24 protein-coding genes are annotated in these 26227 nt (G+C 64.7%); 8 read left to right on the top strand and 16 right to left on the bottom strand.

All coding sequences use genetic code 11. The features are described from left to right. Positions 1 to 71 precede the first annotated feature (71 nt). The gene (gene typA, locus B447_RS05270) at positions 72 to 1889 is read left to right on the top strand and encodes a translational GTPase TypA (protein WP_002937398.1); all 1818 of its coding nucleotides are present in this window, start codon (positions 72 to 74) and stop codon (positions 1887 to 1889) included. 244 nt (positions 1890 to 2133) lie between these two features. On the opposite strand, the gene galU is transcribed toward typA, so the two are convergent. The 4 genes from galU to smc form a co-directional block, all read right to left on the bottom strand. Continuing rightward, on the bottom strand, positions 2134 to 3036 hold the full coding sequence (gene galU, locus B447_RS05265; protein ID WP_002932414.1) for a UTP--glucose-1-phosphate uridylyltransferase GalU: 903 nt from the start codon (positions 3034 to 3036) through the stop codon (positions 2134 to 2136). A 124-nt stretch (positions 3037 to 3160) separates the two neighbouring features. Beyond that, positions 3161 to 5245 (bottom strand): NAD-dependent DNA ligase LigA, encoded by a 2085-nt coding sequence (gene ligA / locus B447_RS05260; protein WP_002937397.1) that lies wholly within the window; start codon positions 5243 to 5245, stop codon positions 3161 to 3163. Beyond that, positions 5245 to 6330, bottom strand: coding sequence for a cell division protein ZipA C-terminal FtsZ-binding domain-containing protein (locus tag B447_RS05255; RefSeq protein ID WP_002937389.1), 1086 nt, complete (start codon positions 6328 to 6330; stop codon positions 5245 to 5247). Before B447_RS05255 ends, ligA begins: the two co-directional genes overlap by 1 nt. A gap of 35 nt (positions 6331 to 6365) precedes the next feature. Continuing rightward, positions 6366 to 9908, bottom strand: coding sequence for a chromosome segregation protein SMC (smc, locus tag B447_RS05250; protein WP_232431533.1), 3543 nt, complete (start codon positions 9906 to 9908; stop codon positions 6366 to 6368). 130 nt (positions 9909 to 10038) lie between these two features. On the opposite strand from smc, the gene dapC reads away from it, so the two are divergent. From dapC to B447_RS05220, 6 genes are all read left to right on the top strand, one after another. Then, complete coding sequence (dapC, locus tag B447_RS05245) at positions 10039 to 11232, top strand: succinyldiaminopimelate transaminase (protein ID WP_002937382.1); 1194 nt, start codon at positions 10039 to 10041, stop codon at positions 11230 to 11232. A 14-nt stretch (positions 11233 to 11246) separates the two neighbouring features. Continuing rightward, positions 11247 to 12068, top strand: a complete 822-nt coding sequence (dapD, locus tag B447_RS05240; protein ID WP_002932427.1) for a 2,3,4,5-tetrahydropyridine-2,6-dicarboxylate N-succinyltransferase — start codon at positions 11247 to 11249, stop codon at positions 12066 to 12068. A gap of 62 nt (positions 12069 to 12130) precedes the next feature. Continuing rightward, positions 12131 to 13309, top strand: a complete 1179-nt coding sequence (locus B447_RS05235) for a PilT/PilU family type 4a pilus ATPase (protein WP_002932431.1) — start codon at positions 12131 to 12133, stop codon at positions 13307 to 13309. 58 nt (positions 13310 to 13367) lie between these two features. Further along, entirely contained in the window at positions 13368 to 14516 is a 1149-nt protein-coding gene (gene dapE, locus B447_RS05230; RefSeq protein WP_002937377.1) for a succinyl-diaminopimelate desuccinylase, read from the top strand. Positions 14517 to 14555: 39 nt separating this feature from the next. After that, on the top strand, positions 14556 to 15506 hold the full coding sequence (gene prmB / locus B447_RS05225) for a 50S ribosomal protein L3 N(5)-glutamine methyltransferase (RefSeq protein WP_002937375.1): 951 nt from the start codon (positions 14556 to 14558) through the stop codon (positions 15504 to 15506). 52 nt (positions 15507 to 15558) lie between these two features. Further along, positions 15559 to 16017: a response regulator gene (locus B447_RS05220; protein ID WP_002932438.1), complete on the top strand. Its 459-nt coding sequence runs from the start codon at positions 15559 to 15561 to the stop codon at positions 16015 to 16017. A gap of 19 nt (positions 16018 to 16036) precedes the next feature. On the opposite strand, the gene iscX is transcribed toward B447_RS05220, so the two are convergent. The 11 genes from iscX to B447_RS05165 form a co-directional block, all read right to left on the bottom strand. Beyond that, positions 16037 to 16231 carry a Fe-S cluster assembly protein IscX gene (iscX, locus tag B447_RS05215; protein ID WP_002932441.1) on the bottom strand — a complete coding sequence of 65 codons (195 nt, stop codon included), beginning with the start codon at positions 16229 to 16231 and terminating at the stop codon, positions 16037 to 16039. Between the two features lies 1 nt (position 16232). Continuing rightward, positions 16233 to 16574 carry an ISC system 2Fe-2S type ferredoxin gene (gene fdx / locus B447_RS05210; RefSeq protein ID WP_002932444.1) on the bottom strand — a complete coding sequence of 114 codons (342 nt, stop codon included), beginning with the start codon at positions 16572 to 16574 and terminating at the stop codon, positions 16233 to 16235. Positions 16575 to 16586: 12 nt separating this feature from the next. Continuing rightward, positions 16587 to 18455, bottom strand: a complete 1869-nt coding sequence (gene hscA / locus B447_RS05205) for a Fe-S protein assembly chaperone HscA (RefSeq protein WP_002932451.1) — start codon at positions 18453 to 18455, stop codon at positions 16587 to 16589. A gap of 23 nt (positions 18456 to 18478) precedes the next feature. After that, positions 18479 to 19012, bottom strand: a complete 534-nt coding sequence (gene hscB / locus B447_RS05200) for a Fe-S protein assembly co-chaperone HscB (protein WP_002937372.1) — start codon at positions 19010 to 19012, stop codon at positions 18479 to 18481. A gap of 10 nt (positions 19013 to 19022) precedes the next feature. Continuing rightward, positions 19023 to 19346 carry an iron-sulfur cluster assembly protein IscA gene (gene iscA, locus B447_RS05195; RefSeq protein WP_002932457.1) on the bottom strand — a complete coding sequence of 108 codons (324 nt, stop codon included), beginning with the start codon at positions 19344 to 19346 and terminating at the stop codon, positions 19023 to 19025. Positions 19347 to 19372: 26 nt separating this feature from the next. Continuing rightward, entirely contained in the window at positions 19373 to 19756 is a 384-nt protein-coding gene (gene iscU, locus B447_RS05190; RefSeq protein WP_002932459.1) for a Fe-S cluster assembly scaffold IscU, read from the bottom strand. 100 nt (positions 19757 to 19856) lie between these two features. Beyond that, positions 19857 to 21065, bottom strand: a complete 1209-nt coding sequence (locus B447_RS05185; protein WP_002937369.1) for an IscS subfamily cysteine desulfurase — start codon at positions 21063 to 21065, stop codon at positions 19857 to 19859. A gap of 57 nt (positions 21066 to 21122) precedes the next feature. Further along, the gene (locus tag B447_RS05180) at positions 21123 to 22286 is read right to left on the bottom strand and encodes a cysteine desulfurase family protein (RefSeq protein ID WP_002937366.1); all 1164 of its coding nucleotides are present in this window, start codon (positions 22284 to 22286) and stop codon (positions 21123 to 21125) included. Between the two features lie 10 nt (positions 22287 to 22296). Further along, a complete protein-coding gene (gene iscR / locus B447_RS05175) occupies positions 22297 to 22779 on the bottom strand; it encodes a Fe-S cluster assembly transcriptional regulator IscR (protein ID WP_037982424.1) in 483 nt (160 codons plus the stop codon). 141 nt (positions 22780 to 22920) lie between these two features. After that, entirely contained in the window at positions 22921 to 23676 is a 756-nt protein-coding gene (gene cysE / locus B447_RS05170) for a serine O-acetyltransferase (protein ID WP_002937362.1), read from the bottom strand. Positions 23677 to 23825: 149 nt separating this feature from the next. Further along, positions 23826 to 24566 (bottom strand): RNA methyltransferase, encoded by a 741-nt coding sequence (locus tag B447_RS05165; RefSeq protein WP_002937359.1) that lies wholly within the window; start codon positions 24564 to 24566, stop codon positions 23826 to 23828. 110 nt (positions 24567 to 24676) lie between these two features. Between B447_RS05165 and B447_RS05160 the strand changes: the two genes are divergently transcribed. After that, on the top strand, positions 24677 to 25489 hold the full coding sequence (locus tag B447_RS05160) for an inositol monophosphatase family protein (RefSeq protein ID WP_002932481.1): 813 nt from the start codon (positions 24677 to 24679) through the stop codon (positions 25487 to 25489). Positions 25490 to 25496: 7 nt separating this feature from the next. Here B447_RS05160 and B447_RS05155 read toward each other — a convergent pair whose 3' ends face one another. Beyond that, positions 25497 to 26015 carry a retropepsin-like aspartic protease family protein gene (locus B447_RS05155; protein WP_002932483.1) on the bottom strand — a complete coding sequence of 173 codons (519 nt, stop codon included), beginning with the start codon at positions 26013 to 26015 and terminating at the stop codon, positions 25497 to 25499. Positions 26016 to 26227 lie beyond the last annotated feature (212 nt).

The raw sequence follows: 26227 nt of genomic DNA, 5'->3' as shown, positions 1-26227 counted from the left end.
AATTCCATGCTGCGCCGCCGCAGCACGTGATAGAATCCTCGCCCTTTCAAAGACTTCGCACGCCCTCCTCCATGTCCCGCGCCATTCGCAACATCGCCATCATCGCCCACGTCGATCATGGCAAGACCACCCTCGTCGACCAGCTCCTGCGCCAGTCCGGCACCTTCCGCGAAAACCAGCAGGTCGCAGAACGCGTCATGGACTCGGGGGACATCGAAAAGGAACGCGGCATCACGATCCTGTCGAAGAACTGTGCCATCCAGTACGGCGACACCCACATCAACATCGTAGACACCCCGGGTCACGCCGACTTCGGTGGCGAGGTCGAGCGCGTGCTGTCGATGGTCGACAGCGTTCTGCTGCTGGTCGATGCGGTCGAAGGCCCAATGCCGCAGACGCGTTTCGTCACCCGCAAGGCACTCGCCCTGGGCCTGAAGCCGATCGTCGTGATCAACAAGATCGATCGCCCGGGCGCGCGTCCGGACTGGGTCATCAACCACACCTTCGACCTCTTCGACAAGCTCGGCGCCACCGAAGAGCAGCTCGACTTCCCTGTGATCTACGCTTCGGGCCTGAACGGCTTCGCGATCATCAACGAGGGTGACGAGCGCAAGGACATGCGTCCGCTGTTCGAGGCCATCCTCGAGCACGTGCCGGCGCCCGAGGTCGATGCCGACGGCCCGCTGCAACTCCAGGTCTGCTCGCTCGACTACTCCACCTACATGGGGCAGCTCGGCATCGGCCGCATCAAGCGTGGCCGCGTGCGCCCGAACCAGGAAGTTGTGGTCATGTACGGCGACGAGAACCGTGGCAAGGGCAAGGTCAGCCAGATTCTGACCTTCAAGGGCCTGGAGCGCTCCCCTGCCGAATCGGCCGAAGCCGGCGACATCGTGCTGATCGCGGGCATTCAGCAGGTCAATATCGGTGTCACGCTGTGCGACCCGGACTGCCTCGAGGGCATGAAGCCGATCGCGGTCGACGAGCCGACGCTGACCATGAACTTCATGGTCAACACTTCGCCCTTGGCCGGCCGCGAAGGCAAGTTCGTCACCAGCCGCCAGATCCGCGAGCGCCTGGAAAAGGAGCTGCTTAAGAACGTCGCATTGCGCGTGAATTACACCGGCGATTCGGACGTCTTCGAGGTGTCGGGCCGTGGCGAGCTGCACCTGACGATCCTGCTCGAGAACATGCGCCGTGAAGGCTACGAGCTGGCGGTTGGCCGCCCGCGCGTGGTGTACAAGGAAATCGACGGCGTGAAATGCGAGCCGTACGAAATGCTCACGGTGGACGTCGAGGAAGACCACCAGGGCGGCGTCATGGAAGAACTCGGCCGCCGCCGCGGCGAACTGCAGGACATGCAGCCGGACGGGAAAGGTCGTGTGCGTCTCGAATACCGCATTCCGGCCCGCGGCCTGATCGGCTTCCAGGGCGAATTTCTCACCATGACGCGCGGCACCGGCCTTGCCAGCCACGTGTTCGACGACTACGGTCCGATGGCCGGCGCGATGGCCGAGCGTCGCAATGGCGTGCTGATCTCGCAGAACGACGGCGACGCGGTCGCCTACGCGCTGTGGAATCTGCAGGACCGCGGTCGCATGTTCGTGAGCCCGGGCGAAGCGCTGTACGAAGGCATGATCATCGGCATCCACACGCGCGACAACGACCTCGTTGTAAACCCGATCAAGGGCAAGCAACTCACCAACGTGCGTGCCTCCGGCACCGACGAGGCCGTGCGCCTGATCACGCCGATCGCGCTGACGCTGGAGTCCGCGATCGAGTTCATCGCCGACGACGAACTGGTCGAGATCACGCCGAAGAACATCCGCCTGCGCAAGCGTCACCTGAAGGAAAACGATCGCAAGCGCGCTGCAAAGGCGGCCGAAGCCTGATTACTGGCCCGGCTGCCAACGGTCGGGCCGGTTTCGTAAGACCAGCATGCCTGAGAAGGCTCGCATCAGGGGCCGCTCCTACGGCCCCTGATGGCGCTGGGTCCTGCGGTTACAACCGGGCCGCGGCTTGGGGTCTTTCTGTAGGAGCGCGGCGAACCGCGAGGGTTTGACGGCACGACGCCAGTCGCGAGCCCCTAAAAGCTCGCGACTGGCGTCGCTCCTACAACAGCGCCCGCGGCCCCGCTTACTTCTTCTTGCTGCCGCCGGACTCTGCGCCGAAACGGGCGTTCAGGTACTGGGCAAATTCGCCACCTGTCTCCGGGTGACGCAGGCCGAACTCGATCGTGGCCTTCAGATAGCCGAGCTTGGAGCCGCAGTCGTAGCGTACGCCATTAAACTGGTAGGCCAGCACGGCTTCTTCCTTGAGCAGCGAGGCGATGGCGTCGGTCAGCTGGTACTCGCCACCGGCGCCAGGCTTGAGTGCGCGGATGTGATCGAAGATGCGCGGGGTCAGGATGTAACGCCCCACCACCGCCTGCGTCGTCGGTGCCTCTTCGGGCTTTGGTTTTTCCACGATGCCGGTCATGCGCTGCACCTGCCCGTTCTGGGTCTCCGTGCTGACGATGCCGTAGCTGCGGGTTTCCTCGCGCGGAACGTTCATGGTGCCCAGCACCGAGCAGCGGTGGTAGTTGTACACATCAACCATCTGCTTGAGTACCGGCGTATCGTTCTTGTTGTCGAGCAGATCGTCGGCCAGGATCACGGCGAAAGCCTCGTCGCTCACGACATGGCTGGCGCACATCACGGCATGCCCCAGGCCCAGCGCTTCGGACTGGCGGATGTAGATGCAGTTGACCCCTTTCGGCACCGTCTTGCGCACAATCTCGAGGAGTTCCTTCTTGCCGCGTGCCTCGAGTTCGGTCTCGAGCTCGTAGGCCTTGTCGAAGTGATCCTCGATCGAGCGCTTGGTACGCCCGGTAATGAAGATCATGTCGGTGATGCCGGCTGCCACCGCTTCCTCGACCGCGTACTGGATCAAGGGCTTGTCCACGATCGGCAGCATCTCCTTGGGGCTGGCCTTGGTTGCGGGCAGGAAGCGCGTGCCCATGCCGGCAACCGGAAAGACCGCCTTGGTGACCTTCTTCATTGTTTTCTGACTCCCATATTGACTGACCGGGCTGTATAGCGAGCCCGAAACGACCCGAAATGACTATGATGTGATTGTGCGGCGCAGCAGCCCGCCATGATGCCTTAAGCCGGGACCGGCGGTATCAACGATCTGTATCCGATTCGTTCAGAAGCGTGCGCAATGCCTGCTCGTCGACCACGGTGACGCCCAGCTCGAGCGCCTTGGTGAGCTTGGAGCCGGCCTCAGCACCGGCGACCAGATAGTGGGTCTTCTTCGATACCGAGCCCGCAACCTTGCCGCCTCTCGCCTCGATCTGCGCCTTGGCCTCGTCGCGCGTCATCGACGGCAGCGTCCCGGTAAGGACGAAAGTCTTGCCCACCAGTGCGCCGACTGCACCCTCGGCTGGTGCCCCCTCGGTCCAATTCACGCCGGCGGCCCGCAGTTGTTCGATCACCTCGCGGTTGTGCGGCTCGGCAAAGAACTCGGCAATCGAACGCGCAACGATGGGACCCACGTCGGCAACCTGCTGCAAGGCATCCACGTCGGCCTCCATCAGCGCGTCAAGCGCACCGAAATGGCGCGCGAGCTCGCGCGCGGTGGCCTCGCCCACGTTGCGGATGCCAAGCGCAAAGATGAAGCGCGCGAGCGTTGTCGAACGGCTCTTGTCGATCGCCGCCAGCAGGTTGTGCGCGGACTTCTCGCCCATGCGCTCGAGGTTTGCCAGTGCAAGCAGACCAAGTCGATAAAGGTCGACCGTCGTCTTCACGATCGCTGCATCGACCAGCTGGTCGACGAGCTTCTCCCCCAGGCCCTCGATATCCATCGCACGCCGGCTGGCAAAGTGCAGCAAGGCCTGCTTGCGCTGCGCGGGGCAGAACAGCCCTCCCGTGCAGCGTGCGACCGCCTCGTCCTCGCCACGCACGACGTGGGAACCGCACACCGGGCAGTTCGGATAGCGTTCAAGGAGCACGAAGCGCGGCAGTGCCGTCTGCCGGCGCTCGGGCACCGGTGCCACGACTTCCGGAATCACGTCACCGGCACGGCGCACGACCACCCAGTCGCCGATGCGCACATCCTTGCGATCGATCTCGTCCTGATTATGAAGGGTTGCGTTGGTGACCGTGACGCCGCCCACGAAAACCGGCTCCAGTCGCGCAACGGGCGTCAGCGCGCCGGTTCGACCAACCTGCACCTCGATATCGCGCAACAAGGTGATCGCCTCCTGCGCCGGGTACTTGTGCGCGACGGCCCAACGCGGCTCGCGCGTGACGAAGCCCAACCGTTGCTGCAAGGCGAGCGCATTCACCTTGTACACGACACCATCGATGTCGAAACCGAGGCTGTCGCGCAGGCCGGCGATCCTGGCGTGGAAAGCCGCGAGGCCCTCGGCGCCGCTCACCACCGCGCGGTGCGCGCATACCGGAAGCCCGAAGGCCTCGAGCGCATCGAGCACCTGTGCATGGCTGTCGGGCAGCAGCCAGCCGTCCACGTCGCCCACGCCGTAAGCGAAAAAAGACAGCGGTCGGCGGGCGGCGACCGTGGGGTCGAGCTGCCGGATGCTGCCTGCGGCGGCGTTGCGCGGGTTAACGAAGACCTTCTCGCCTGCCGCTGCCTGGCGGACATTCAGGCGTTCGAAATCGTCGCGCCGCATGTAGATCTCGCCACGCACCTCCAGCACCGGAGGGGGCGCGCCGCGCAGACGCAGGGGAACGGCCTTGACCGTGCGCACATTGCTGGTGACGTCCTCGCCGGTTTCGCCATCGCCGCGGGTGGCGGCCTGCACGAGCAGGCCGTGCTCGTAGCGCAGGCTGATGGCAAGTCCATCGAACTTGAGTTCGGCAGCATACTCGACGGCGGGTGCCGCCGACGCCAGGCCCAGCTCACGCCGCACCCTCGCGTCGAAACCCTCAGCCCCGCTCGCCTCGGTGTCGGTCTCGGTGCGGATCGACAGCATCGGAATGCGGTGGCGTACCGCCGGAAAGGCAGCCAGAGGCCGCCCGCCTACGCGTTGAGTGGGCGAGTCTGCGGTCTTCAGATCGGGGTGCCGGGCTTCTATCGCCTGCAACTCGCGGAACAGGTCGTCGTACTGGGCATCGGCGATGGTCGGCGCGTCGAGGACGTAGTAGGCATGGTCATGCTGCGCGATCAGGGCGCGCAACTCGGCCGCGCGCGCTTCGAGCGCGCGCAATGCATCACCCTGCGCCCGGGCATGTTCGAAGAGATCCATCAGACTGCAAACAGGCGTTGGGCAAGGGAGCTGCCGGCAGGGATGTCATTGGCCGCCATACGCCCCTGGAACTGCTCGATCTGTACCCGGATGAGGTTGGCCGCCTCGTCACCGAATGGCGCACGGTTGTCGTCGACCACGACGCCACCGAGCTGCTCGGCCAGGTCGACCGCGATGCGCATCATGCGGTCGAACACGGCGCGGCCGTCGCTCACGCGTGGAACGTCGATCACCAGGGTCAGGCCCTGTGTCACGATCTGCCGCATTGCGTCGGGCGCGAACAGGCCCGGCTCCAGGTTGCCGAGGGAAAACAGGCTTGCCCCGCGCTCATCGAGGGCATGAAAGCAGCCATCGTTGGCGAGGCTGAGACCGTGGCGTTCGGCGAGCTGCTGGATCGCACGGCCCTCAAACTGGCCGTCGCGTGCAACGACGTTGACACCGATCTGGACGTCCACGTCGGCGCAGAAGCGGTCGAGTTCGGTCGCATTGCGCAAGGTATCGGCGCGCTGCGGCAATCCGGGCGGCAGGGCCATCACCGCATCCGCCACACGCTGCACACCACCGGTGAAGCGCAGGAAATCGCCTTCGCCGATCGAGCCCTGGCGATCTACCAGCTGCAGCGCAGCGCAAAACCAGTGGCAGGCGCCAGCACTGTGTGGACCGAGCGCTTGCCATACGTTCTGCGCATCGTTGAACCCGAACCAACGCACGGGCTTGTTCACGCCCGCGAGCTGCTCGGCCTGCGCCGCCCAGACTTTGTGCACATCGAGCGCCTCGATGGCCTCCAGGCGGATGACGCAGTCGGCGCGCTCATCCAGAAAGTTCGGAATCTCGGGCACGCTGCGCTTGACCGGCGCCTCGCTGAAGCGGCGCGGCGACTCGTCGAGCCCAAGTCCCGGCTCGCGGCGCTCGTCGGCTGCAGCACCGTCGGTGCGCGGCTCGAGCAAGACGTCGCGGTGCTCGGACTTGAACGCACGTTCGGCCTGACGGCGATGCTTGCGCTCCTGCCACTTGTTGTAGCCAACGATCAAGACGACCGCGGCAAGCCCTGCTCCAATCAGCGCAATCTGAAGTTCGCTGTCCATGTATGTTCCCGAATGACCCCGTGTATTCCCATGCCTCAGGCTGCCGCCGGCTCCGCCAGGCGCAGCGCTTCCTCGATGTCCACTTCCACCACTCTCGACACCCCTTGCTCCTGCATCGTCACGCCGACCAGCTGCTGTGCGAACTCCATCGTGATCTTGCTGTGACTGATGAAGATGAACTGTGTCTGCGATGACATGCGTTTGACCATGTTCGCGTAGCGCTCGGTGTTCGTATCGTCCAGCGGGGCATCGACCTCGTCAAGCATGCAGAACGGCGCCGGATTGAGCTGGAACATCGAGAACACCAGCGCGATCGCCGTCAGCGCCTTCTCGCCGCCGGACAGCAGGTGTATCGAGGTGTTCTTCTTGCCCGGCGGTTGCGCCACGATCTGGATGCCCGCATCGAGGATCTCCTCGCCCGTCAGCACCAGTTCGGCACGCCCGCCGCCGAAAAGCTGCGGGAAGAGCGTGCCGAACTGCCGATTGACCGTATTGTAGGTGTCCTGCAGTTGCTCGCGTGTTTCGCGGTCTATACGGCGGATCGCATCCTCGAGGGTGTCGATCGCCAGCAAGAGATCTTCGGTCTGAGTGTCGAGATAGCCCTTGCGTTCCGAAGCCGTCCGCAATTCATCCAGTGCAGCGAGATTCACCGCCCCAAGCTCGGCAATCTCCCGCGCCAGGCGCGCCACCTCGCGCTGCAGGCTGTTCTCCTTGAGCTCTGGCGTAAGCAGCGGCGCAAGCGCGTCCTCGTCGGCGGCGACCTCGCGCAGGCGCTCTTCATGCTGGCTCACTGCAAGTTCGGCCGCCTGTACCGCCAGGCGCAGTTCGCCGACCCTGACCCGCACTGGCGCCGCCTCATGTTCGGTGCGCATACGCAGCTCCTCGGCTTGACGCAGGGCCGCACTGGCCTCCTCGAGCGCATCCCTGCGTACCCCGAGCGCGGCTTCGCGGCTGCCACGCAGCGCAAGCGCCTCGTGCAAGGCTTCCACGCTGCGGCGATCGTCGGCCGCTTCGAGTTCGCCCCGACGTACCACCGCCTCATTCGCGATACGCGCGAGTTGCTCGTCCGCAAGCTGTCGGTTGCGTGCAATGTCCTCGAGCTTGCCGTCGCACTCGCGTGCCGAAAAGCGTGCCTCCTGCAGGTCGCGGCCAGTTGCCTGCTCGAGCGCACGTGCTTCACGCAGCGCCTGCTCGCGCTCGCGCAGGACCTCGCCCGCCGCATCCAGCCGTGCGCGTTGCATGTCGGCGAGTTCGGCCGCGCGAGCCTGCTCCAGCTCGGCTCGCGACAGATGTTCGCGCTCGATCGCCGCCAGCTGAACGATGTCGTCGAGGTCGCGCGCAAGCTGGCCACGGCGCTCATCCGCGCGACTGCGCGCCTGGCTGAGCTTGAGCAGCTCGACCTGTTCGGCATGTACGCCCGCCTGCCGCACCTGCAAGTCCCGGCGCAGTTCCGCGACACGCTCCTGCAGTGCGGCAGCATGCGCTTCTGCAGCCGCCAGCGCGTCATGGGCAATGCTGGCTTCGTCCTCGAGGGTGGCCTGCTCCGCTGCGAGCATGTCGATCTCGCGCTGGCGCTCGATTACGCCATGAGTACGGCTGTCCACCGCGAAGTGACGCAATGCGTTGCGATCCAGCACCTGCCCACGCGGGCCGACCAGCGTCACGCCCGCGGGCAGTTCGGCCCGCCGGGGTAGCCACTCCTCGAGGTGCTCGGCTGCCCAGCTGCCGTGCAGGAAGCCTGCGATCAGCGGTCGCAAGCCGGGATCGGTGACGTCGACCAGCGCCTCCAGCGGCCGCAGGCCGGGCGCGGAAAAGTCCGCAGCTACGCCACCCTCTGTCGCCGGCAAGAGCACAATGGCCAGCGATTCGGGCGGAGCCTCGTCGAGCACAACCCGCGCAGCCGCCAGCGCCGCCTCGGCGTCGACAGCAAGCAGCGCCGCCAGGCGCTCTCGCAGCACCGCCTCCACCGCCGTATCCCAACCCTGCTCGACGCGTAAGTGTTTCCACAAAGGGGCCAGGCCATCCAGCCCATGACGCTTGAGCCAGTCGCCCAGCTTGCCCTGGGCCTGCAGTCGGGCCTGGAGCTGCGCCAGCGCATCGCGACGGGCACGCAGCTCGGTCAGCCGGCGCTGGACCATGCGCTCATGGTCCAGCGCCGCCTTGAGCCGGGCCTGGGTATCCGGCAGTCGTGCCTGTTCGCTGGCAAGCGCGTGCTGCAATGTCTCGAGCTCATCTTCAATGTACTCCAGGCGAGCCTCGCGTTCCGCTATCGCCCGCTCATCGGGGCCGACGATCGCACCCAGCTCGGCCTCCAGCCTGGCGCGCCGCTGCGCCAATGCATCGAGCGCACGAACGGCACTGTTGCGGTTGGCGTCCTCGACGCGCAGCTGTTGCTCGGTGTGGGCCAGCTCGCGCCGTGCTGCGCCGACGGTAGTGTCGGCCGCCTGGCGGGCGGCGTCGAGTTCGGGCAGGCGCTCACTGACCTCTGCATGACGCGCCTCGGCGTGCTCGGCACGCAGGGCGGCATTCTCGGCCAGCGCCTCCCAACGCGCCTGATCCTCGCCCAGCGCACTGGCGCGCGCGCGCCAGTGCGCATCGTCGAGTTCGAGCTGGGCAAGCCGGGCCTCCAGCCGCTTGCGGGCCTCGCCGACGTGCTGGAGTTCGGTCTCGAGGCGTGCCACCTCCGCACTCACTGCAAACAGATCGCCTTGCGCGACATGCACGGCTTCCGACGCTGCGAACTGGGCATCGCGTGCCGCTTCGACACGCCCCTCGAGTTCCTGCAGGCGCGCGTTGTCGGTGTCGATGCGCGCGCTGGCTTCACCCAGCTCAGCGCGGCTGCGCTCGAGTTCGGTGCGCGCCTCGTTACGCTTGAGCAACCAGAGCAGCTGCTGCTTCTGCACATGCGCACCGTTGAGGGCGTTGTAGCGCGCTGCCACTTCGGCCTGCGCCTCGAGGTGGGCGATGCGTTCGCCCAGCTCCATGCGGATATCGTCGAGGCGGGCAAGGTTATCGCGCGCGTCGCGCAGCCGCCCCTCGGTCTCCTTGCGCCGCTCGCGATACTTGGTCACCCCAGCGGCTTCTTCCAGGAAGCCGCGAATATCCTCTGGCCGCGCCTCGATGATGCGCGAGATCATGCCCTGCTCGATGATCGCGTAGGCCCGCGGCCCGAGCCCGGTACCCAGGAAAAGGTCGATCACATCCTTGCGCCGGACATGGACGCCATTGATGTAGTAGGTGGACTCGCCCGAGCGGTCGAGCACGCGCTTGACCGAGATTTCTGCATAACGCGACCACTGCCCGGCCGCCTTGCCCTCGGCGTTGTCGAACACCAGCTCGACGCTGGCGCGCGATACCGCCTTGCGCGTGGTCGAACCGTTGAAGATGACGTCCTGCATCGACTCGCCGCGCAGCGCCGACGCGCGAGTCTCACCCAGCACCCAGCGCACGGCATCGATGATGTTGGATTTGCCGCAACCGTTCGGTCCCACCACGCCGACCAGGCTACCCGGGGTGAGCACGGTCGTCGGATCGACAAAGGTCTTGAAGCCGGCGAGTTTGAGCTTGGAGAGGCGCACTTCGGGAAACAGGCAGGGGCGAGAGCGTGGCAGCGCCGCCACGGACGGGCGCAGAGGCTTCGCATGATAACATTTCCGCCCCTACCGACTTCGCGCGGACGCGCCCGGCGCGTACCCGATCCGTATCAAAGTGAATCCAAACCTCGCCCGACTGCAGCCCTACCCGTTCGAGAAGCTGCGCGCACTGTTTGCCGGCATCGAGCCGCCCGCGCACCTGAAGCCGATCCGCCTGTCGATCGGCGAGCCGCAGCACCCCACCCCCGGCTTCATCCGCCAGACCCTGGCGGACAACCTGGGCGGGCTGTCCAGCTATCCGGCGACGCTGGGCTCGGATGCCCTGCGCGGCGCGATCGCCCACTGGCTCGAGCGCCGTTTCGGGCTGCCGCAGGTCGACCCCGCCACCCAGGTCATACCGGTGGCGGGTACGCGCGAGGCGCTCTTCGCCTTCGCACAGTGCGTGGTCGATGGCAGCCGCCCTGGCGCCAAGGTGCTGTGCCCGAATCCGTTCTATCAGATCTACGAAGGCGCTGCGCTGCTTGCCAACGCCGAGCCACTCTTCATCAACAACCTGCCCGAGAACGGCTTCGGTTCGGACTTCGCGGCGATCGACGACGCGACCTGGCGGGACATCCAGCTCGTCTACGTCTGTTCGCCTGGCAATCCCACCGGTCGCCTGCTCAAGCTCGACGAGTGGAAGACCCTTTTTGAGCTGTCGGACCGTCACGGCTTCGTCATCGCAGCCGACGAATGCTACTCGGAGATCTACTTCGACGACCACGCCAAACCGATCGGCGGCCTGGAAGCCGCATGGCGCCTGGGGCGCACCGACTTCCGCAATATCGTCATGTTCTCCAGCCTGTCCAAGCGCTCCAACGTCCCCGGGATGCGCTCGGGCTTCGTCGCCGGCGATGCGCGCATCCTCAAGAACTTCCTGCTCTACCGGACCTACCACGGTTGCGCCTTGAGCCCCGCGGTCCAGGCCGCCTCGGTGGCAGCATGGAACGATGAGACCCACGTCGAGGAGAACCGCCGTCTCTATCGCGACAAGTTTGCTCGCGTCACGCCCATGCTGCGCCCCTACCTTCCCGTTCAATTGCCCGATGCCGGCTTCTACTACTGGGTACGTACGCCATTGCCGGACACCGAGTTCGCCCGCAGGCTGCAGGCTGAATATAATGTGACGGTCCTGCCCGGCAGCTATCTCGCGCGCGAGGCCCAGGGCGTCAACCCGGGCGCCGGCTTCGTCCGCATTGCGCTGGTGGCCGATACACACGAATGCGTCGAAGCCGCCGAGCGCATCATCGATTTCTGCAAAACCCTCTGAGAGAGAAACCCCCAATGCACGCTCTGCAACAGATCATCGACGACGCCTTCGAAAACCGCGCCAGCCTTTCGCCCACCTCCGCTCCGGCCGAGATCCGTGACGCGGTCGAGCAGGTGATCGCAGGCCTCGATGCCGGCACCCTGCGCGTGGCCGAGAAGAAGGATGGCCAGTGGGTGGTCAACCAGTGGATCAAGAAGGCGGTGCTCATTTCCTTCCGCCTGCGCGACAACGAAGTGGTGCAGGCCGGCGGCCTCAACTTCTTCGACAAGGTCGCGACCAAGTTTGGCGACTACACGCCGGATCAGTTCCGCGATGGCGGCTTCCGCGTCGTTCCCCCGGCCGTGGCCCGCAAGGGCAGCTTCATCGGCAAGAACGTGGTGCTGATGCCCTCGTACGTGAATATCGGCGCCTACGTCGACGAAGGCACGATGGTCGACACCTGGGCAACCGTCGGTTCGTGCGCGCAGATCGGCAAGAATGTGCACCTGTCAGGCGGCGTCGGTATCGGTGGCGTGCTCGAACCGGTGCAAGCCGGCCCGGTGATCATCGAGGACAACGTTTTCGTAGGCGCCCGCTCCGAGGTCGTGGAAGGCGTCATCATCGAGGAGAACGCCGTGCTGTCGATGGGCGTGTACATCGGCCAGAGCACCAAGATCTATGATCGCGAGACCGGCACCGTCACCTACGGCCGTGTACCGGCCGGCGCGGTGGTCGTTCCGGGCAGCCTGCCCTCGGCATGCGGCAAGTACAGCCTGTACTGCGCGGTGATCGTCAAGAAGGTGGATGCCCAGACGCGCGCCAAGACTGCCATCAACGAACTGCTGCGCGGAGCGTAAGCCGCACATCGCAGCCGGGGGCTGCGTGCCCCCACGCACAACATTCGCAGGAGTCCGGAGCCATGATTTTCGACAGCCTTTTCCAGCTCATGGCCGAAAAGAAGGCCTCGGACATCTTCATCACCGCAGGCGCCCCGATCCACATCAAGATCCAGGGCCACACCATGCCGATCAACCAGCAGGTCATGGACCCGCTGATGATCCAGCGCATCATCCAGGAGGCGATCACCCCTTCGCAGATCGCCGCGCTCGAGCGCGACCGGGAACTCAACCTCTCGTTCGGGCGCCGGGACCTGGGCAACTTCCGTATCAACGTCTTCTGGCAGCGCAATTCGATGGCGATCGTCGTGCGTTACATCCAGAGCGACATCCCGGAAGTCCAGTCACTCGGCCTGCCTGCGGTGCTGACCGAGGTGGTGATGGACAAGCGCGGCCTGATCCTCGTGGTCGGCGCCACCGGTTCGGGCAAATCGACCACGCTGGCGTCGATGCTCGACCACCGCAACCGCAACCGCAGTGGCCACATCCTCACGGTCGAGGACCCCATCGAGTACCTGTTCAAGCATCGCAAGTCGGTGGTCAATCAGCGCGAGGTCGGGATCGATACGCTGAGCTGGAACGAAGCTCTGCGCAACGCGATGCGCCAGGCCCCTGACTGCATCCTGATCGGCGAGATTCGCGACCGCGAGACCATGCAGGCCGCCATATCGTACGCACAGACAGGCCACCTATGCCTGGCGACCCTGCACGCGAACAACGCGTACCACGCGCTCAACCGCATCGTGAACTTCTTCCCGATCGAGAACCGCCAGCTCCTTTACCTCGATCTTGCCGTCGCGCTGCGCTGCATCGTCTCCCAGCGCCTCGTGCGCAAGCCTGACGGCAAACGCGTACCCGCGGTCGAGATCCTGATGAACACGCGCCACATCAGCGAGCTGATCGAGCGCGGCGAGCTCAACGGCATCAAGGAGGCCATGGAGCAATCCCTGGCGCCAAGCTCGCAGACCTTCGAGCAGGCGCTCTACCAGCTCTACACCGAAAAGACGATCACCCTGGAGGAGGCACTCGCCAATGCCGACTCGCCAACCAACCTCCACTGGCTGATCAACAATGCGCAGATCAACGAACCCGAGTCGCCCTCGTTGAAGAGCGCGCGCGAAGGCAAGGCGCTGGACTTCGAGGGCATCAACGAAGAGGGGGCGTCCTTCAAGGAATTCACCCTCGACATGAGCAACAACTGAGCGTCAGGGGCGCGGCATGCCGCGCCACCGCGCCATACTCCCCCAACCGACTCTTCACATGCACGCCAACCATACCCCGACGCTCACCCTCGCCTGCGAGCTCATCGCCCGTCCCTCGGTCACCCCTGAGGACGCTGGCTGCCTCGACCTCATCTCCGCACGCCTGCAGGCGCTGGGCTTTACCTGCGAACGCATCGACACCGGTGGCGTGTCGAACCTGTGGGCGCGCCGCGGCAGCCAGGCGCCGGTGCTATGCCTCGCCGGCCACACCGACGTGGTGCCGCCCGGCCCTGCCGCAGCCTGGGACACGCCCCCGTTCGAGCCGAACCTGCGCGATGGCCTTCTTTACGGGCGTGGCGCTGCGGACATGAAGACCTCGCTCGCTGCTTTCGTAACCGCAATCGAACGCTTCGTCAGCGCCTGCCCTGATCATGAAGGCAGCATCGCGCTGCTGCTGACCTCGGACGAGGAAGGGGTCGCCACCCATGGCACGGTCAAGGTGGTGGAGGCATTGGCAGCCCGCGGCGAGCGCATCGACTACTGCATCGTCGGGGAGCCGACCTCGGTCAGCACGCTTGGCGACATGATCAAGAACGGCCGCCGTGGCTCGCTCTCGGGCACGCTTCGCGTCAAGGGGCTGCAAGGGCATGTAGCCTACCCGCAGCTCGCACGCAATCCCATTCACCTCTTCGCCCCCGCACTGGCCGAACTCGCCGCCATCCGCTGGGACGAGGGCAACGAGTTCTTCCCGCCGACCACCTGGCAGGTGTCGAACATCCACGCCGGCACGGGTGCCAACAACGTGATTCCGGGCGTGTGCGAGGTGTTGTTCAACTTCCGCTTCGGCTCGGTGTCGACTGCGGACGATCTCAAGCGTCGCACCTGCGAGATCCTCGACCGCCATGGCCTCGACTACGAGATCGACTGGCATCTGTCCGGCAAGCCCTTCATCACTGGCCGAGGGCAGCTGGTAAGGGCACTGTCGGCTGCCATCCACGACACCGTCGGCGTCACCACCGAGCTGTCGACCACCGGCGGCACGTCGGACGGCCGCTTCATTGCCGATATCTGCCCAGAGGTGGTCGAGTTCGGGCCGGTCAACGCCACCATTCACAAGATCAATGAGTGCGTCGCCATCGACGCGGTCGAACCCTTGTCCGCGATCTACGAACGCACGCTTGCTGCCCTGCTCCAGCCCGCGGGCTGACTCCTATCGGGCACGACCAACCTCTTCGCCGGAAAAACCATGCAAGACAATCACTTCGAGCAAGCGCAGGACGAACATGATCATGATCACGACCATGGCCACGAACATGGACCGCTCGCCGAGCTCGTTACCGTACGCGACTGGCTGCGCTATGCCGTGACGCGCTTCAACCGTGCCGGCATCTTCTGCGGCCATGGCGTTTCCGACACCTACGACGAGGCGGTCTGGCTCATCCTCGGTACGCTCGCGCTACCGCTGAACAGGCTCGAACCCTTTCTCGATGCGTGCATACCGAGCGAGGAGCGCATTTCAGTGCTCGAAGCCATCGAACAACGCGCGGACGAGCGCATCCCCACGGCTTACATTCTTGGCGAAGCCTGGCTGGGTGACTTCCGTTTCACCGTCGATCCGCGCGTCATCGTGCCGCGTTCGTTCTTTGCCGAGTTGCTTGAAGATGGGCTCGCCCCCTGGATCGAGGAGCCCGAAGCGGTGCACAGCGCACTCGACATGTGCACCGGATCGGCGTGCCTGGCCATCCTGATGGCTCATGCGTTCCCCAACGCGGACATCACCGGGGCGGACCTGTCCGAGGATGCGCTTGAACTGGCGCATCTGAACGTGAACGACTATGGTCTGAGCGAGAGGGTCGAGCTTGTCCATAGCGACGTGTTCTCCGGACTTGAAGGTCGCAGCTTCGATCTGATCCTGAGCAATCCACCTTACGTCACGGCCGAATCGATGGACGAACTGCCTGCGGAGTATCTCCACGAGCCGCAGATGGCCCTCGCCGCGGGCGAAGACGGGCTGGATGTCGTGCGTACCCTGCTCGCTCAGGCACGCGATCACCTCAATCCGAATGGCATCCTCGCTGTAGAAGTCGGGCATAATCGCCACCTCGTCGAAGACGCCTTCCCCGACCTGCCCTTTACCTGGCTGTCGACCGCTGGCGGGGATGACTCGATCTTCCTGCTTCGCAGGGAGGACCTCTAGATCGCCTTGCCCGGTTCGAGATCGGGCGGGCACGAGCCACAAGGAATCCAACATGGCAACTGCGCGCCCCATCCTGCTTGTCGAAGACAACCCCGACGACGAGACCCTGACCTTGCGCGCATTGGGTAAGAACCAGATAGAAGCGCCTGTCGTGGTCGCACACGATGGCGTCGAGGCCGTGGATTACCTTTTCGGTCTCGAGGCCAATGGCAGCCGCCACGCGAATCCGCTGCCCGTCGTCGTCCTGCTTGACCTGAAGCTTCCCCGCATCGACGGGCTGGAGGTGCTGCGCCGGATCCGCGCCGACGAGCGCACAGCCACCCTGCCAGTGGTCGTGCTGACCACCTCCTGTGAGAGCCTGGACCTGCGCCAGGCCTATAGCCTGGGCGCCAACAGCTACATCCGCAAACCCGTGGATTTCGAACGCTTCGAGCGCGCCATCGGCCTCATTGGCCATTACTGGCTGGACCTGAACGAGACCACTGACAGCGCGGCACGCAGCGCCTACTGAGGCGCTGTCGCGCGCGCACTCAAGCGAGCTCGTCGATCCAGGCCTGCTGAATGCCTTCGAGGATGCGCTCGCCACAGCGCTTGGGGTCGTCGTCGAACTCCGGCAAGGCCAGCACCCAGTTCATCAGATCGACGAAGTTCACCCGCGTCGGGTCAACATCGGGGTGAGCGTCGGCAAGCTGAATGGCGATTTCTTCCACCTCGGTCCACTTCATGTCAGTGCTTTCCTTCGCGAGCCATGTTGATCGTATAGCGGGGAATCTCGACCACGAGCGCAGCCTCGCCGACCACGGCCTGGCATGACAGGCGGGATTGCGGCTCGAGGCCCCAGGCCTTGTCGAGCAGGTCCTCCTCGTCTTCGGTTGCCTCGTTCAGCGATTCGAAGCCCTCGCGCACGATGACATGACAGGTCGTGCAAGCACAGGACTTCTCGCACGCGTGCTCGATGTCGATACCGTGCTCCAGCAGGCTGTCGCAAACGGTTGTGCCGGGAGTCGCTTCGATCACACTGCCGTCGGGGCAGAGTTCGACGTGAGGTAGGACGATGATCTGGGTCATGATGTGTTCGGATCAGAGTTCGAGTTCGTCGACCTTGTGGCCGGCGAGCGCAGTGCGGATGCTGTTGTCCATGCGGCGTGCAGCAAAGTCGTCGGTGGCGCGCGCGAGAGCGTCGATGCTCGCCTTGATCGCACGATGGTCGTCGCCGGCAAGCAAGGCGCGCAGGTTAACGATCGCGGTCAGGATGGCGTCACGTTCGTGCACTGCCAGCAGTCCGCCATCCTTGTCCAGCGCGTGTTCGGTCGCCTCGATCACACGCTCTGCCTCGACCTGTTGCTCGCGCAGCGCGCGCGCGCGCATGTCTTCGCCCGCGTGCTCGACACCCGATCTCAGCATGCCGGCGATCTCCTCGTCGGACAGCCCGTAGGATGGCTTGACGAGTACGCTTGCCTCGACGCCCGAGGACATCTCGCGCGCGGACACCGACAGCAGACCATCCGCATCAACCTGGAAGCTGACACGAATACGGGCTGCGCCCGCCACCATCGGTGGGATGCCGCGCAGTTCGAAGCGAGCGAGCGAGCGGCAGTCGGCAACGAGCTCGCGCTCGCCCTGGACGACATGGAAAGCCATCGCGGTCTGGCCATCCTTGAAGGTGGTGAATTCCTGCGCGCGAGCGCTGGGGAGCGTCGAATTGCGCGGAATGACCTTCTCGACCAGCCCTCCCATGGTCTCCAGACCGAGCGAAAGGGGAATGACATCGAGCAGCAACCAGTCGTCCTCCGCCGCACGGTTGCCGGCAAGCACGTTCGCCTGCATCGCGGCGCCCAGCGCGACGACCTTGTCGGGGTCCAGATTGGTGAGCGGCTCCTGGCCGAAGTAGCGCGCCACGGCGCGCTGGATGTGGGGCATGCGGGTGGCGCCGCCGACCATGACCACGCCCTTGACTTCGTCCGGAGCGAGCCCCGCGTCACGCAAGGCCTTGCGTACCGGACCCAAGGTCTTCTGCACGAGGGGCTGGGTCATTTCCGCGAACTCGTCGCGGCTGACGACAAGATCCACCTCCTCGCCCGAGGCCAGCCTGACGTGGACGGGTGCCTGCTCGCAGGCGGTGAGAAGCTCCTTCGCCTCGCGCGCCTTCATCTGCAGACGACGTGCATCCTCGAGCGAAGGCGGCGAGATGCGCGCCTTGTCGAGAATCCAGCAGAACAGACGGTGGTCGAAGTCATCGCCGCCCAGGGCCGCATCGCCGTTGGTCGACAACACCTCGAAGACGCCGCGCGAGAGCTTGAGGATGGACAGGTCGAATGTGCCGCCGCCGAGGTCATAGACCGCATAGACGCCTTCGGCAGCATTGTCCAGGCCATATGCAACTGCCGCGGCAGTGGGCTCGTTGAGCAGGCGCAACACGTCGATCCCGGCCAGGCGCGCAGCATCCTTGGTCGCCTGGCGCTGTGCATCGTCGAAATAGGCCGGCACCGTGATGACCGCACCTACGAGCGGCCCGCCAAGGCTGGCTTCCGCACGCTCGCGCAACCGACGCAGGATCTCGGCCGAAACCTCGACCGGGCTCTTGACGCCTTGCACGGTCCTCAGGCGCACCATGCCGGGGCTGTCCTCGAAGTCGTAAGGCATGGCTTCGATGTGCGCAACATCCTTGAGACCACGACCCATGAAGCGCTTGACCGAGACGATCGTGTTACGAGGATCGACCGCCTGGGCTTCGAGCGCAGCCCGGCCGACCTCAAGACTGCCGTCGCTGCGGTAACGGACCGCCGAAGGCAGCATCGTCCGCCCACTCTCATCGGGCAGGCACACGGCAATCCCGTTACGGACGGTCGCAACGAGCGAATTGGTGGTACCGAGGTCGATGCCTACCGCGAGCCGGTGCTTGTGCGGCTCGGGAGACATGCCGGGTTCAGCGATCTGCAACAGGGCCATCAGCTAGTTTCCGTGCGTTCTTTTCAGTTCTCGAGGGCGATCAGCGCCTCGTCGATTTCTTGCTGGAGCTTGTCGATGAACATGAGCCGGCGCACGGTGTCGGCCGCTCCTTCGAAGTCGTGATCGTCGTCGAGTTGTTGGGCGAGTTGCGCGCGCACTTCGCGCGCATGGGCGAGCAGGCGCCGATGCAAGTCCTCGAGTTCGCTGATCTCGGCGGCCGCCCGCGCCTCCTCGACCGCCTCGCGCCACTCCATCTGCTCCATCAGGAACGCCGGCGACATGGCGGTATTGGTCTCGAGCGCTGTATCGACGCCAGCCAGCTCAAGCAGGTACTGAGCGCGTGCAAGCGGCTTGCGCAAAGTGCGGAAGCCCTCGTTCACCCGCGTCGCCCACTGCATGGACAGCCGTTTCTCGAGGTCGGACAGGTGGGCGTGGCGATCAGGGTGCACCTGAGCCTGCAGGCCATGCCACGCCTGCTCGAGCGCGGTTTCGTCGAGCTTGAAACGGCGCGGCAGGCCGAACAGGGCGAAAAAGTCCTGCGTAAGGTCGATGCTCATCGTGTGCGGCTCAGACGTTGAAGCTCTCGCCGCAGCCGCACTGGTCCTTGACGTTCGGGTTGTTGAACTTGAAGCCTTCGTTGAGCCCTTCCTTCACGAAGTCCAGTTCGGTGCCTTCAAGATAGGCCAGGCTCTTGGGGTCGACCACAACCTTGACGCCATGGCTCTCGAAGACGAGGTCCTCGTCCTCGGTACCGTCGACAAACTCGAGCTTGTAGGCCATGCCCGAGCAGCCGGAGGTCTTCACGCCGAGCCGGATGCCGACACCCTTGCCACGCTTGGCAATGAAGTTCGACACGTGACGAGCAGCGGATTCTGACAGCGTTACGCCCATGGTTCCTCCTGTGTTCGTAGACAAGCTCAGGCTTCGTGCTTCTTCTTGTAGTCGGCAACCGCCGCCTTGATCGCATCCTCAGCGAGGATGGAGCAATGGATCTTGACCGGCGGCAGGGCGAGCTCTTCGGCAATCTCGGTGTTCTTGATCTCGAGCGCCTGGTCCAGCGTCTTGCCCTTGACCCACTCGGTCACCAGCGAACTCGACGCAATTGCCGAGCCGCAGCCGTATGTCTTGAACTTGGCGTCCTCGATGACGCCGTCCTTGCCAACCTTGATCTGCAGCTTCATCACGTCGCCACAGGCCGGCGCGCCCACCATGCCGGTGGCCACGCCCTCCTCGTCCTTGCCGAAGGAGCCGACATTGCGGGGGTTTTCGTAGTGGTCGAGGACCTTTTCACTGTAGGCCATGTTCTTTCTCCGTCAGGGGATATCTACTTTATTCCGACCGCGGCCATCTGCCGCGGCGCTTTCGAGTTTCAGCTTCGTTCGAGCCGTGTTCGCAGCGATCTCAGTGCGCGGCCCACTGCACGGTGTCGAGGTCAACGCCATCCTTGTACATCTCCCACAGCGGCGACAGCTCGCGCAGCTTGCCGATCTTGCGACGCAGCAGGTCGATGGCGTAGTCCACCTCTTCTTCCGTGGTGAAGCGCCCGATCGAGAAACGAATGGAGCTGTGGGCAAGCTCGTCATTGCGTCCCAATGCGCGCAGCACGTAGGAGGGCTCCAGGCTCGCCGAGGTGCAGGCCGAACCGGAGGACACGGCGATCTCCTTGATGGCCATGATCAGCGACTCGCCCTCGACGTAGGCGAAGGAAATATTGAGGTTGTGCGGAACGCGCTGCTCGAGGTCGCCGTTGACATAGGTTGCCTCGATGTCCGTGAGCCCGGCCAGCAACTTGTCGCGCAAGCGGCGGATGCGCTCGTTCTCCACACCCATCTCCTCGCGCGCAAGACGGAAGGCTTCGCCCATGCCGACGATCTGATGCGTGGCCAGGGTGCCCGAGCGCAGGCCGCGCTCATGGCCGCCGCCGTGCATCTGCGCCTCCAGGCGCACACGCGGCTTGCGCCGAACATAGAGCGCGCCAATGCCCTTGGGACCGTAAGTCTTGTGGGCACTGAAGCTCATCAGGTCCACCTTGAGCGCAGCAAGGTCGATCCCGATCTTGCCCGTCGCCTGCGCGGCGTCCACATGGAAGACGATACCCTTCTCGCGGCACAGCTCACCGATCTCCGCGATCGGCTGGATGACACCGACCTCGTTGTTCACAAACATCACCGAGATCACGATGGTGTCGGGACGAATCGCAGCCTTGAGGGCCTCCAGATCGACAAGGCCATTCTCCTGCACGTCGAGATAAGTCGCCTCGAAGCCTTCGCGCTCGAGTTCACGCACGGTGTCGAGCACGGCCTTGTGTTCGGTCTTGAGGGTGATGACGTGCTTGCCCTTGCCCTTGTAGAAGTGCGCAGCACCCTTGATGGCCAGGTTGTTCGACTCCGTCGCACCCGAGGTCCAGATGATCTCCTTGGGGTCGGCATTGACCAGCGCGGCGACCTGCTCGCGCGCCGTCTCGACGGCCTCCTCCGCAGCCCAGCCGTAGGCGTGGGAGCGGCTGGCCGGGTTGCCGAAGTGCTCGGTAAGCCAGGGAATCATCTGTTCCGCCACTCGGGGATCCACCGGGGTCGTGGCCGAGTAGTCGAGGTAGATCGGGAACTTCATTCAGTCTCTCCGCAGAGTCGTTGTTCGAGTATTGGGTGTCGTGCCGGGCAGTCGCGGTCAGGCTGCAACCGAGGCCAGATTCCTGAGATTGTCGGTCACACCTGCAAGCGCGGCCAGGAAAGCGCGCACCTGCTCCGCCGTCGTGTCGCGACCGAGGCTGATGCGCACCGCCGCTCGCGCCAGGCCACGCTCCACACCCATAGCCAACAGTGTGTGAGAGGGCTCGGGATTGGCGCTTGAGCAGGCCGAACCGCTTGCGCAGGCAAAGCCCGCACGATCGAGCTTGGCAACCAGGGTTTCGCCGTCGATCTGACCGATGGCAAAGAAAACGGTATTCGGCAGCCTCGGGGCCTGAGCCGAGAAGATCGATGCACCGCACTGCAGCAGCCCACGCTCGAGTTCTTCACGCAGCGCGCCAAGCCGCTGCGCTTCTTGCGCCTGGGCCGCCCGCGCACGCTCACAGGCCACTCCGAAGCCCACGATCGCGGCCACGTTCTCGGTGCCCGAGCGCAATCCGCGCTCCTGGCCGCCGCCTGCGATCAGGGGCATGAGCTCGACCCGCTTGTCGACGATCAAGGCTCCCGCCCCGAGCGGGCCGCCGATCTTGTGCGCCGACAGGCTCAGCGCATGCACGCCGAGCGTACGGAAATCGACTTCAAGCTTGCCCACGGCCTGTACCGCATCGGTATGAACCCATGCGCCCACGGTGCGGGCCTGCGCAGCAATGCGTGCAAGGTCCTGCACGACACCGGTCTCGTTGTTGGCCATCATCACCGAGACAAGGCGCGGCCGGTCTGCCAGCACTGCTTGCCAGGAGGCTTCATCGACCAGCCCCTGCGCATCCACGCCGATCTCGCGCAGCGCCCATCCACCACGCTGCAACTGGCGAGCTGGCTCGCGTACGCAAGGGTGCTCGATGGCACTGATCGCAAGCAGCGCCGGCTTGAACACTCCCGCCGCGCCCTTGAGGAAGAGGTTGTTGGCTTCCGAGCCACCGCTGGTAAAGACCACCTCGGTAGCATGCGCACCGACCGCCGATGCCACGCGCACCCGCGCCTCGTCTATCGCGGCGCGCGCCTGGCGGCCGTACTCATGCCGGCTCGATGCATTGCCGAAGCGCGCCTGCTCACCCACACCCAGCCAGGGCAGCATCGCCTCGCGCACGACCTCGTCGAGCGGCGTGGTGGCGTTCCAGTCGAGATAGACCGGTGCGAAACTCATCGACGAACTCTCAGGCAACCGCGCTTGCATGCAGCGCAAGCGTAGCGCGACGGCGGATGTTCTTGAGCACTGCCATGTCGGCATCAGGGCGCACCTGACGATTCACCAAGGCCTCGAGCGTGACCGAGTCGAGATAGGCGTACATGCGCTTATTGAGGTTGGCCCACAGGTCGTGCGTCATGCAGCGATGCGCATCATGGCAATTTTCCTTGCCGCCACACTGGGTGGCATCGAGCGGCTCGTCCACGGCGATGATGATGTCGGCCACGGTAATGGCGTCCATCTCGCGCGCAAGCCGGTAGCCGCCACCGGGGCCGCGGACGCTACTGACGATCTGATGCCGGCGCAGCTTGCCGAACAACTGTTCGAGGTAGGAAAGCGAGATGTGCTGACGCTCTGCGATTCCGGCGAGCGTAACCGGCCCCTCGGCCTGGCGCGAGGCCAGATCGATCATCGCCGTCACGGCGAAACGTCCCTTGGTCGTCAATCTCATGTCGGCTCCTGGATGTCCAACGGCCCCGCTGCGACTGCATGAATGCCGCGCACTGCGAATACCTTAACGTTTCGGTCGACTATACGTATCCCGACAAAAACGGTCAACTACTCGCCAGCCAGGCTACGAGGCCTTGTACGCTCAGTCCACCATCCTCGACAAACGGCTCGCGTCGAAGTCATCGGCCCGCTCGACCGCTTCGTCAAGCTTCACCCCGGCCGCCTCCAGCCTGGCGATGATGGCCTGCAGTCGCCTGTCGGTTTCCACCGAGTGATCCAGCAACCCGTGCAGCGCCTTGGACACTGGATCATCCATGTCGCGTGTCACGCCGTAGGCACTGAAACCCATCTGCTCGGCCTTGTTCTCGCGCGCGGCATCACGCTCGGGATCGATCAGGCGCGCAGGATTGCCCACTGCCGTCACGCCCGCCGGAACGGGCTTGACGACTACTGCGTTGGAGCCGACCTTTGCACCATCGCCCACGGTAAAACCGCCAAGCACCTTTGCACCGGCACCGATCACGACGCCCTTGCCAAGCGTAGGGTGACGCTTGGCGCCGCGGTAGAGCGAGGTTCCGCCCAAGGTCACGCCCTGGTAGATCGTGCAGTCGTCACCGATCTCCGCAGTCTCGCCGATCACCACACCCATGCCGTGATCAATGAAGACGCGACGCCCGATCACTGCGCCGGGATGAATCTCGATACCGGTCAGAAATCGCCCGATGTGGCTGATGAAGCGCCCCAGCCAATGCCATTCCCGCGTCCACGCGGCCTGCGCAAGACGATGGAACATCAACGCATGGATGCCCGGATAACACGTAAGCACCTCCAAGGTCGAACGCGCGGCGGGGTCGCGCTCACGGACACTGGCGAGGTCTTCACGCAGGCGGTTGAACATTTTCGAGAAACACTCCGGATAGGATTGCGGCCGGGAAGGCACGGAACCAATTCCCGACTATTTTAATCGACTTTAGGCAATGAATTCAAAGCCCGGTCATCCGGGGCGAGTTGCGACGCCTGGACAGGCGCGCGCGACTGCGCCCAAGCCTAGCCACGTCGCCGGGGCTGCTCGAAAGTCGTCAGCATCCCGCGCAGGATGGCCACCTCCTCACGCTCGAGACGGACGCGATTGAACAGGCGGCGGATGCGCGGCAGCAGGCGCTTGGGGTTGGCCGGGTCATGAAAGCCGCTTGCCGTCACCGCGCGCTCGAGGTGGGCCATGAAGCCCTCGAAATCGGCGTGGGTTGCGGGCTCGCCAAAGGTGTCGGGCTCAAGCACGGCCTCGGCACCGATCGCCGCCATTCTCAACTCATACGCCAGCACCTGTACCGCGGCCCCCAGGTTCAACGAAGAGAAGTCGGGATTGGTGGGAATGGTCACCGGCAGGCTGCACAACCCCACCTCCTCGTTGGTCAGGCCACTGGTCTCGTTACCAAAGACGAGCGCCACCGGTCCGTCGGCGCAGCGCCCGACGATCTCAAGCGCCGCGTCGCGAGCCTGCATGCGCGGCAAGGACAGCTCCCGCCGACGCGCGGTGAGCGCTGCCGAGAAGACGGTGTCGGCAAGTGCGTCCTGCAAGCAGTCCACTACCCGCGCCGTCGCCAGGATGTCGCCGGCGCCGGATGCGCGCGCGCTCGCGACCTCGTCGGGAAAGGACTCCGGCGCCACCAGCCACAACTCGTGCAAGCCCATCACTTTCATCGCGCGGGCGGCGGCACCGATGTTTCCGGGGTGCGTGGTGCGCGACAACACGATACGGATGCGGTCAAGCGCAAGTGGGCGATTCATATTAAAATTCTGTGTTTTCCGAGTTCTGCCGGTCAGCCCGACTGACGCGGCGCGCGCCAGGCGCGCTACCGCAATGAAGGCCCCGCATTCTTTAACCGAGACCGCTTCGCATGCATCCCACCCTGAACATCGCCGTCAAGGCCGCCCGTCGCGCAGCGACCGTCATCAATCGCGCCTCGACCCAGCTCGAACTGCTGGCAGTGCAGTCCAAGTCGCCGAACGACTTCGTTACCGAGGTCGACCACGCTGCCGAAAAAGCCATCATCGAGGTGCTGCGCGACGCCTTTCCAGGGCACGGGATTCTAGCAGAGGAGTCGGGTGAGTCCGGCCCCCTCAATGGTCAGGAGAGCGAGTTCAACTGGATCATCGATCCGCTCGACGGCACGACCAACTTCATCCATGGCTTCCCGCAATACGCGGTGTCGATCGCACAGACCAAAAACGGCGTGCTCGAACACGCGGTGATCTACGACCCGAACACCAACGAGATGTTCACTGCCTCGCGCGGCAGCGGCGCCTTCCTCAACGATCGCCGCATTCGCGTGTCGCGACGTGCGCGCCTGAATGAAGCACTCATCGGCACCGGCTTCCCGTTCCGCAAGTTCGACCAGATCGACGCCTACCTGGCGATGTTCAAGGAGCTTACCCAGAAGACAGCGGGTATCCGCCGCCCGGGCGCAGCTGCGCTCGACCTCGCCTATGTCGCCGCCGGACGCCTGGACGGCTTCTGGGAGATGGGCCTGTCGCCGTGGGACATGGCAGCCGGCGCGCTGATCATCCAGGAAGCTGGCGGCCTGGTCTCGGACCTCTCGGGCGAAGGCAACTTCCTCACCACCGGCAACGTCGTCGCCGGCACACCGAAGATCTTCGGCCAGTTGCTGCCGATCATCCAGGCCTACCGACCGGCCAGCATGCAGGCCTGAGGTTTCGCTAAGCCCCGGGGATGCGCAAGGTGAGCGTATCCCCGCGCTGGGTGAATTCGAGGTGGCGCAACACCGACATTCCGAGCAGGATCTCCGCTCCCTGCATCCCGGGGTTTAGATGGCCGCTCACGTTACGTACCTCGAAGGGCCCGAGCGCCAGGGTGTCGATGCGGGTCTGGTGCACGGTGACGTTGCCATTTGCGGTAATCACCGAGCCCGCGGCGCCGGGCCGCAGCCCGAGCTGGGGGCCAAGATGGGCGGGCACCGATACCTGGGTCGCACCGGTATCGAGCAGAAAAACCACCGGCTGGCCGTTGATCTCGCCTGGCGCCAGGTAGTGGCCGAAGCGGTTGCGCTTGAGCACCAGCTCTTGCGCCCCCTGAGTGACGACCAGGTTGCGGTTTGGATTGTCGCGGCGCTCAAGCACCGAATCGAAACTCACCCAGCCCAGCGCCAGAAAGGCGAGCGTGGCCAGCACGCCAAGCTTGCGGCCAAGGCTGCGGGTTTCCTGATCGCGGTCGTTCATGGCTGTCTCCCCTGGGGGCGGTATTCGATCTGTCCGGGGCGATAATCTCGCCCTCACTCACGACAATACAGCGCGCAAGAGGTTTCTGTTGGCAGCACGCACTCCCATCGATTCGACCACCCACGCCGGCGCAGCATTGAGCGAAGCGGAAATCGCCGCCCACACTCCCATGATGCAGCAGTGTGCTCTGTTGAATTATCTACCCCTAAGCT

Origin of the sequence: Thauera sp. 27, assembly GCF_000310125.2 — a bacterium.
Classification (GTDB): domain Bacteria; phylum Pseudomonadota; class Gammaproteobacteria; order Burkholderiales; family Rhodocyclaceae; genus Thauera; species Thauera mechernichensis.
Note: the sequence above shows the minus strand (reverse complement) of the source record. Positions and strands in the feature narration are given on the sequence as shown.

Bases quoted from the DNA above. Each gene is read 5' to 3' on its own strand.
- fdx (WP_002932444.1), bottom strand. From the start codon at position 16,574: ATGACCCAGATCATCGTCCTACCTCACGTCGAACTCTGCCCCGACGGC.
- iscA (WP_002932457.1), bottom strand. From the start codon at position 19,346: ATGGGCGTAACGCTGTCAGAATCCGCTGCTCGTCACGTGTCGAACTTC.
- iscX (WP_002932441.1), bottom strand. From the start codon at position 16,231: ATGAAGTGGACCGAGGTGGAAGAAATCGCCATTCAGCTTGCCGACGCT.
- galU (WP_002932414.1), bottom strand. From the start codon at position 3,036: ATGAAGAAGGTCACCAAGGCGGTCTTTCCGGTTGCCGGCATGGGCACG.
- B447_RS05160 (WP_002932481.1), top strand. From the start codon at position 24,677: ATGCATCCCACCCTGAACATCGCCGTCAAGGCCGCCCGTCGCGCAGCG.
- hscB (WP_002937372.1), bottom strand. From the start codon at position 19,012: ATGAGCATCGACCTTACGCAGGACTTTTTCGCCCTGTTCGGCCTGCCG.
- B447_RS05235 (WP_002932431.1), top strand. From the start codon at position 12,131: ATGATTTTCGACAGCCTTTTCCAGCTCATGGCCGAAAAGAAGGCCTCG.
- cysE (WP_002937362.1), bottom strand. From the start codon at position 23,676: ATGTTCAACCGCCTGCGTGAAGACCTCGCCAGTGTCCGTGAGCGCGAC.
- typA (WP_002937398.1), top strand. From the start codon at position 72: ATGTCCCGCGCCATTCGCAACATCGCCATCATCGCCCACGTCGATCAT.
- dapE (WP_002937377.1), top strand. From the start codon at position 13,368: ATGCACGCCAACCATACCCCGACGCTCACCCTCGCCTGCGAGCTCATC.
- hscA (WP_002932451.1), bottom strand. From the start codon at position 18,455: ATGGCCCTGTTGCAGATCGCTGAACCCGGCATGTCTCCCGAGCCGCAC.
- prmB (WP_002937375.1), top strand. From the start codon at position 14,556: ATGCAAGACAATCACTTCGAGCAAGCGCAGGACGAACATGATCATGAT.
- B447_RS05180 (WP_002937366.1), bottom strand. From the start codon at position 22,286: ATGAGTTTCGCACCGGTCTATCTCGACTGGAACGCCACCACGCCGCTC.
- ligA (WP_002937397.1), bottom strand. From the start codon at position 5,245: ATGGATCTCTTCGAACATGCCCGGGCGCAGGGTGATGCATTGCGCGCG.
- B447_RS05220 (WP_002932438.1), top strand. From the start codon at position 15,559: ATGGCAACTGCGCGCCCCATCCTGCTTGTCGAAGACAACCCCGACGAC.
- dapD (WP_002932427.1), top strand. From the start codon at position 11,247: ATGCACGCTCTGCAACAGATCATCGACGACGCCTTCGAAAACCGCGCC.
- iscR (WP_037982424.1), bottom strand. From the start codon at position 22,779: ATGAGATTGACGACCAAGGGACGTTTCGCCGTGACGGCGATGATCGAT.
- B447_RS05185 (WP_002937369.1), bottom strand. From the start codon at position 21,065: ATGAAGTTCCCGATCTACCTCGACTACTCGGCCACGACCCCGGTGGAT.
- B447_RS05255 (WP_002937389.1), bottom strand. From the start codon at position 6,330: ATGGACAGCGAACTTCAGATTGCGCTGATTGGAGCAGGGCTTGCCGCG.
- B447_RS05165 (WP_002937359.1), bottom strand. From the start codon at position 24,566: ATGAATCGCCCACTTGCGCTTGACCGCATCCGTATCGTGTTGTCGCGC.
- B447_RS05155 (WP_002932483.1), bottom strand. From the start codon at position 26,015: ATGAACGACCGCGATCAGGAAACCCGCAGCCTTGGCCGCAAGCTTGGC.
- iscU (WP_002932459.1), bottom strand. From the start codon at position 19,756: ATGGCCTACAGTGAAAAGGTCCTCGACCACTACGAAAACCCCCGCAAT.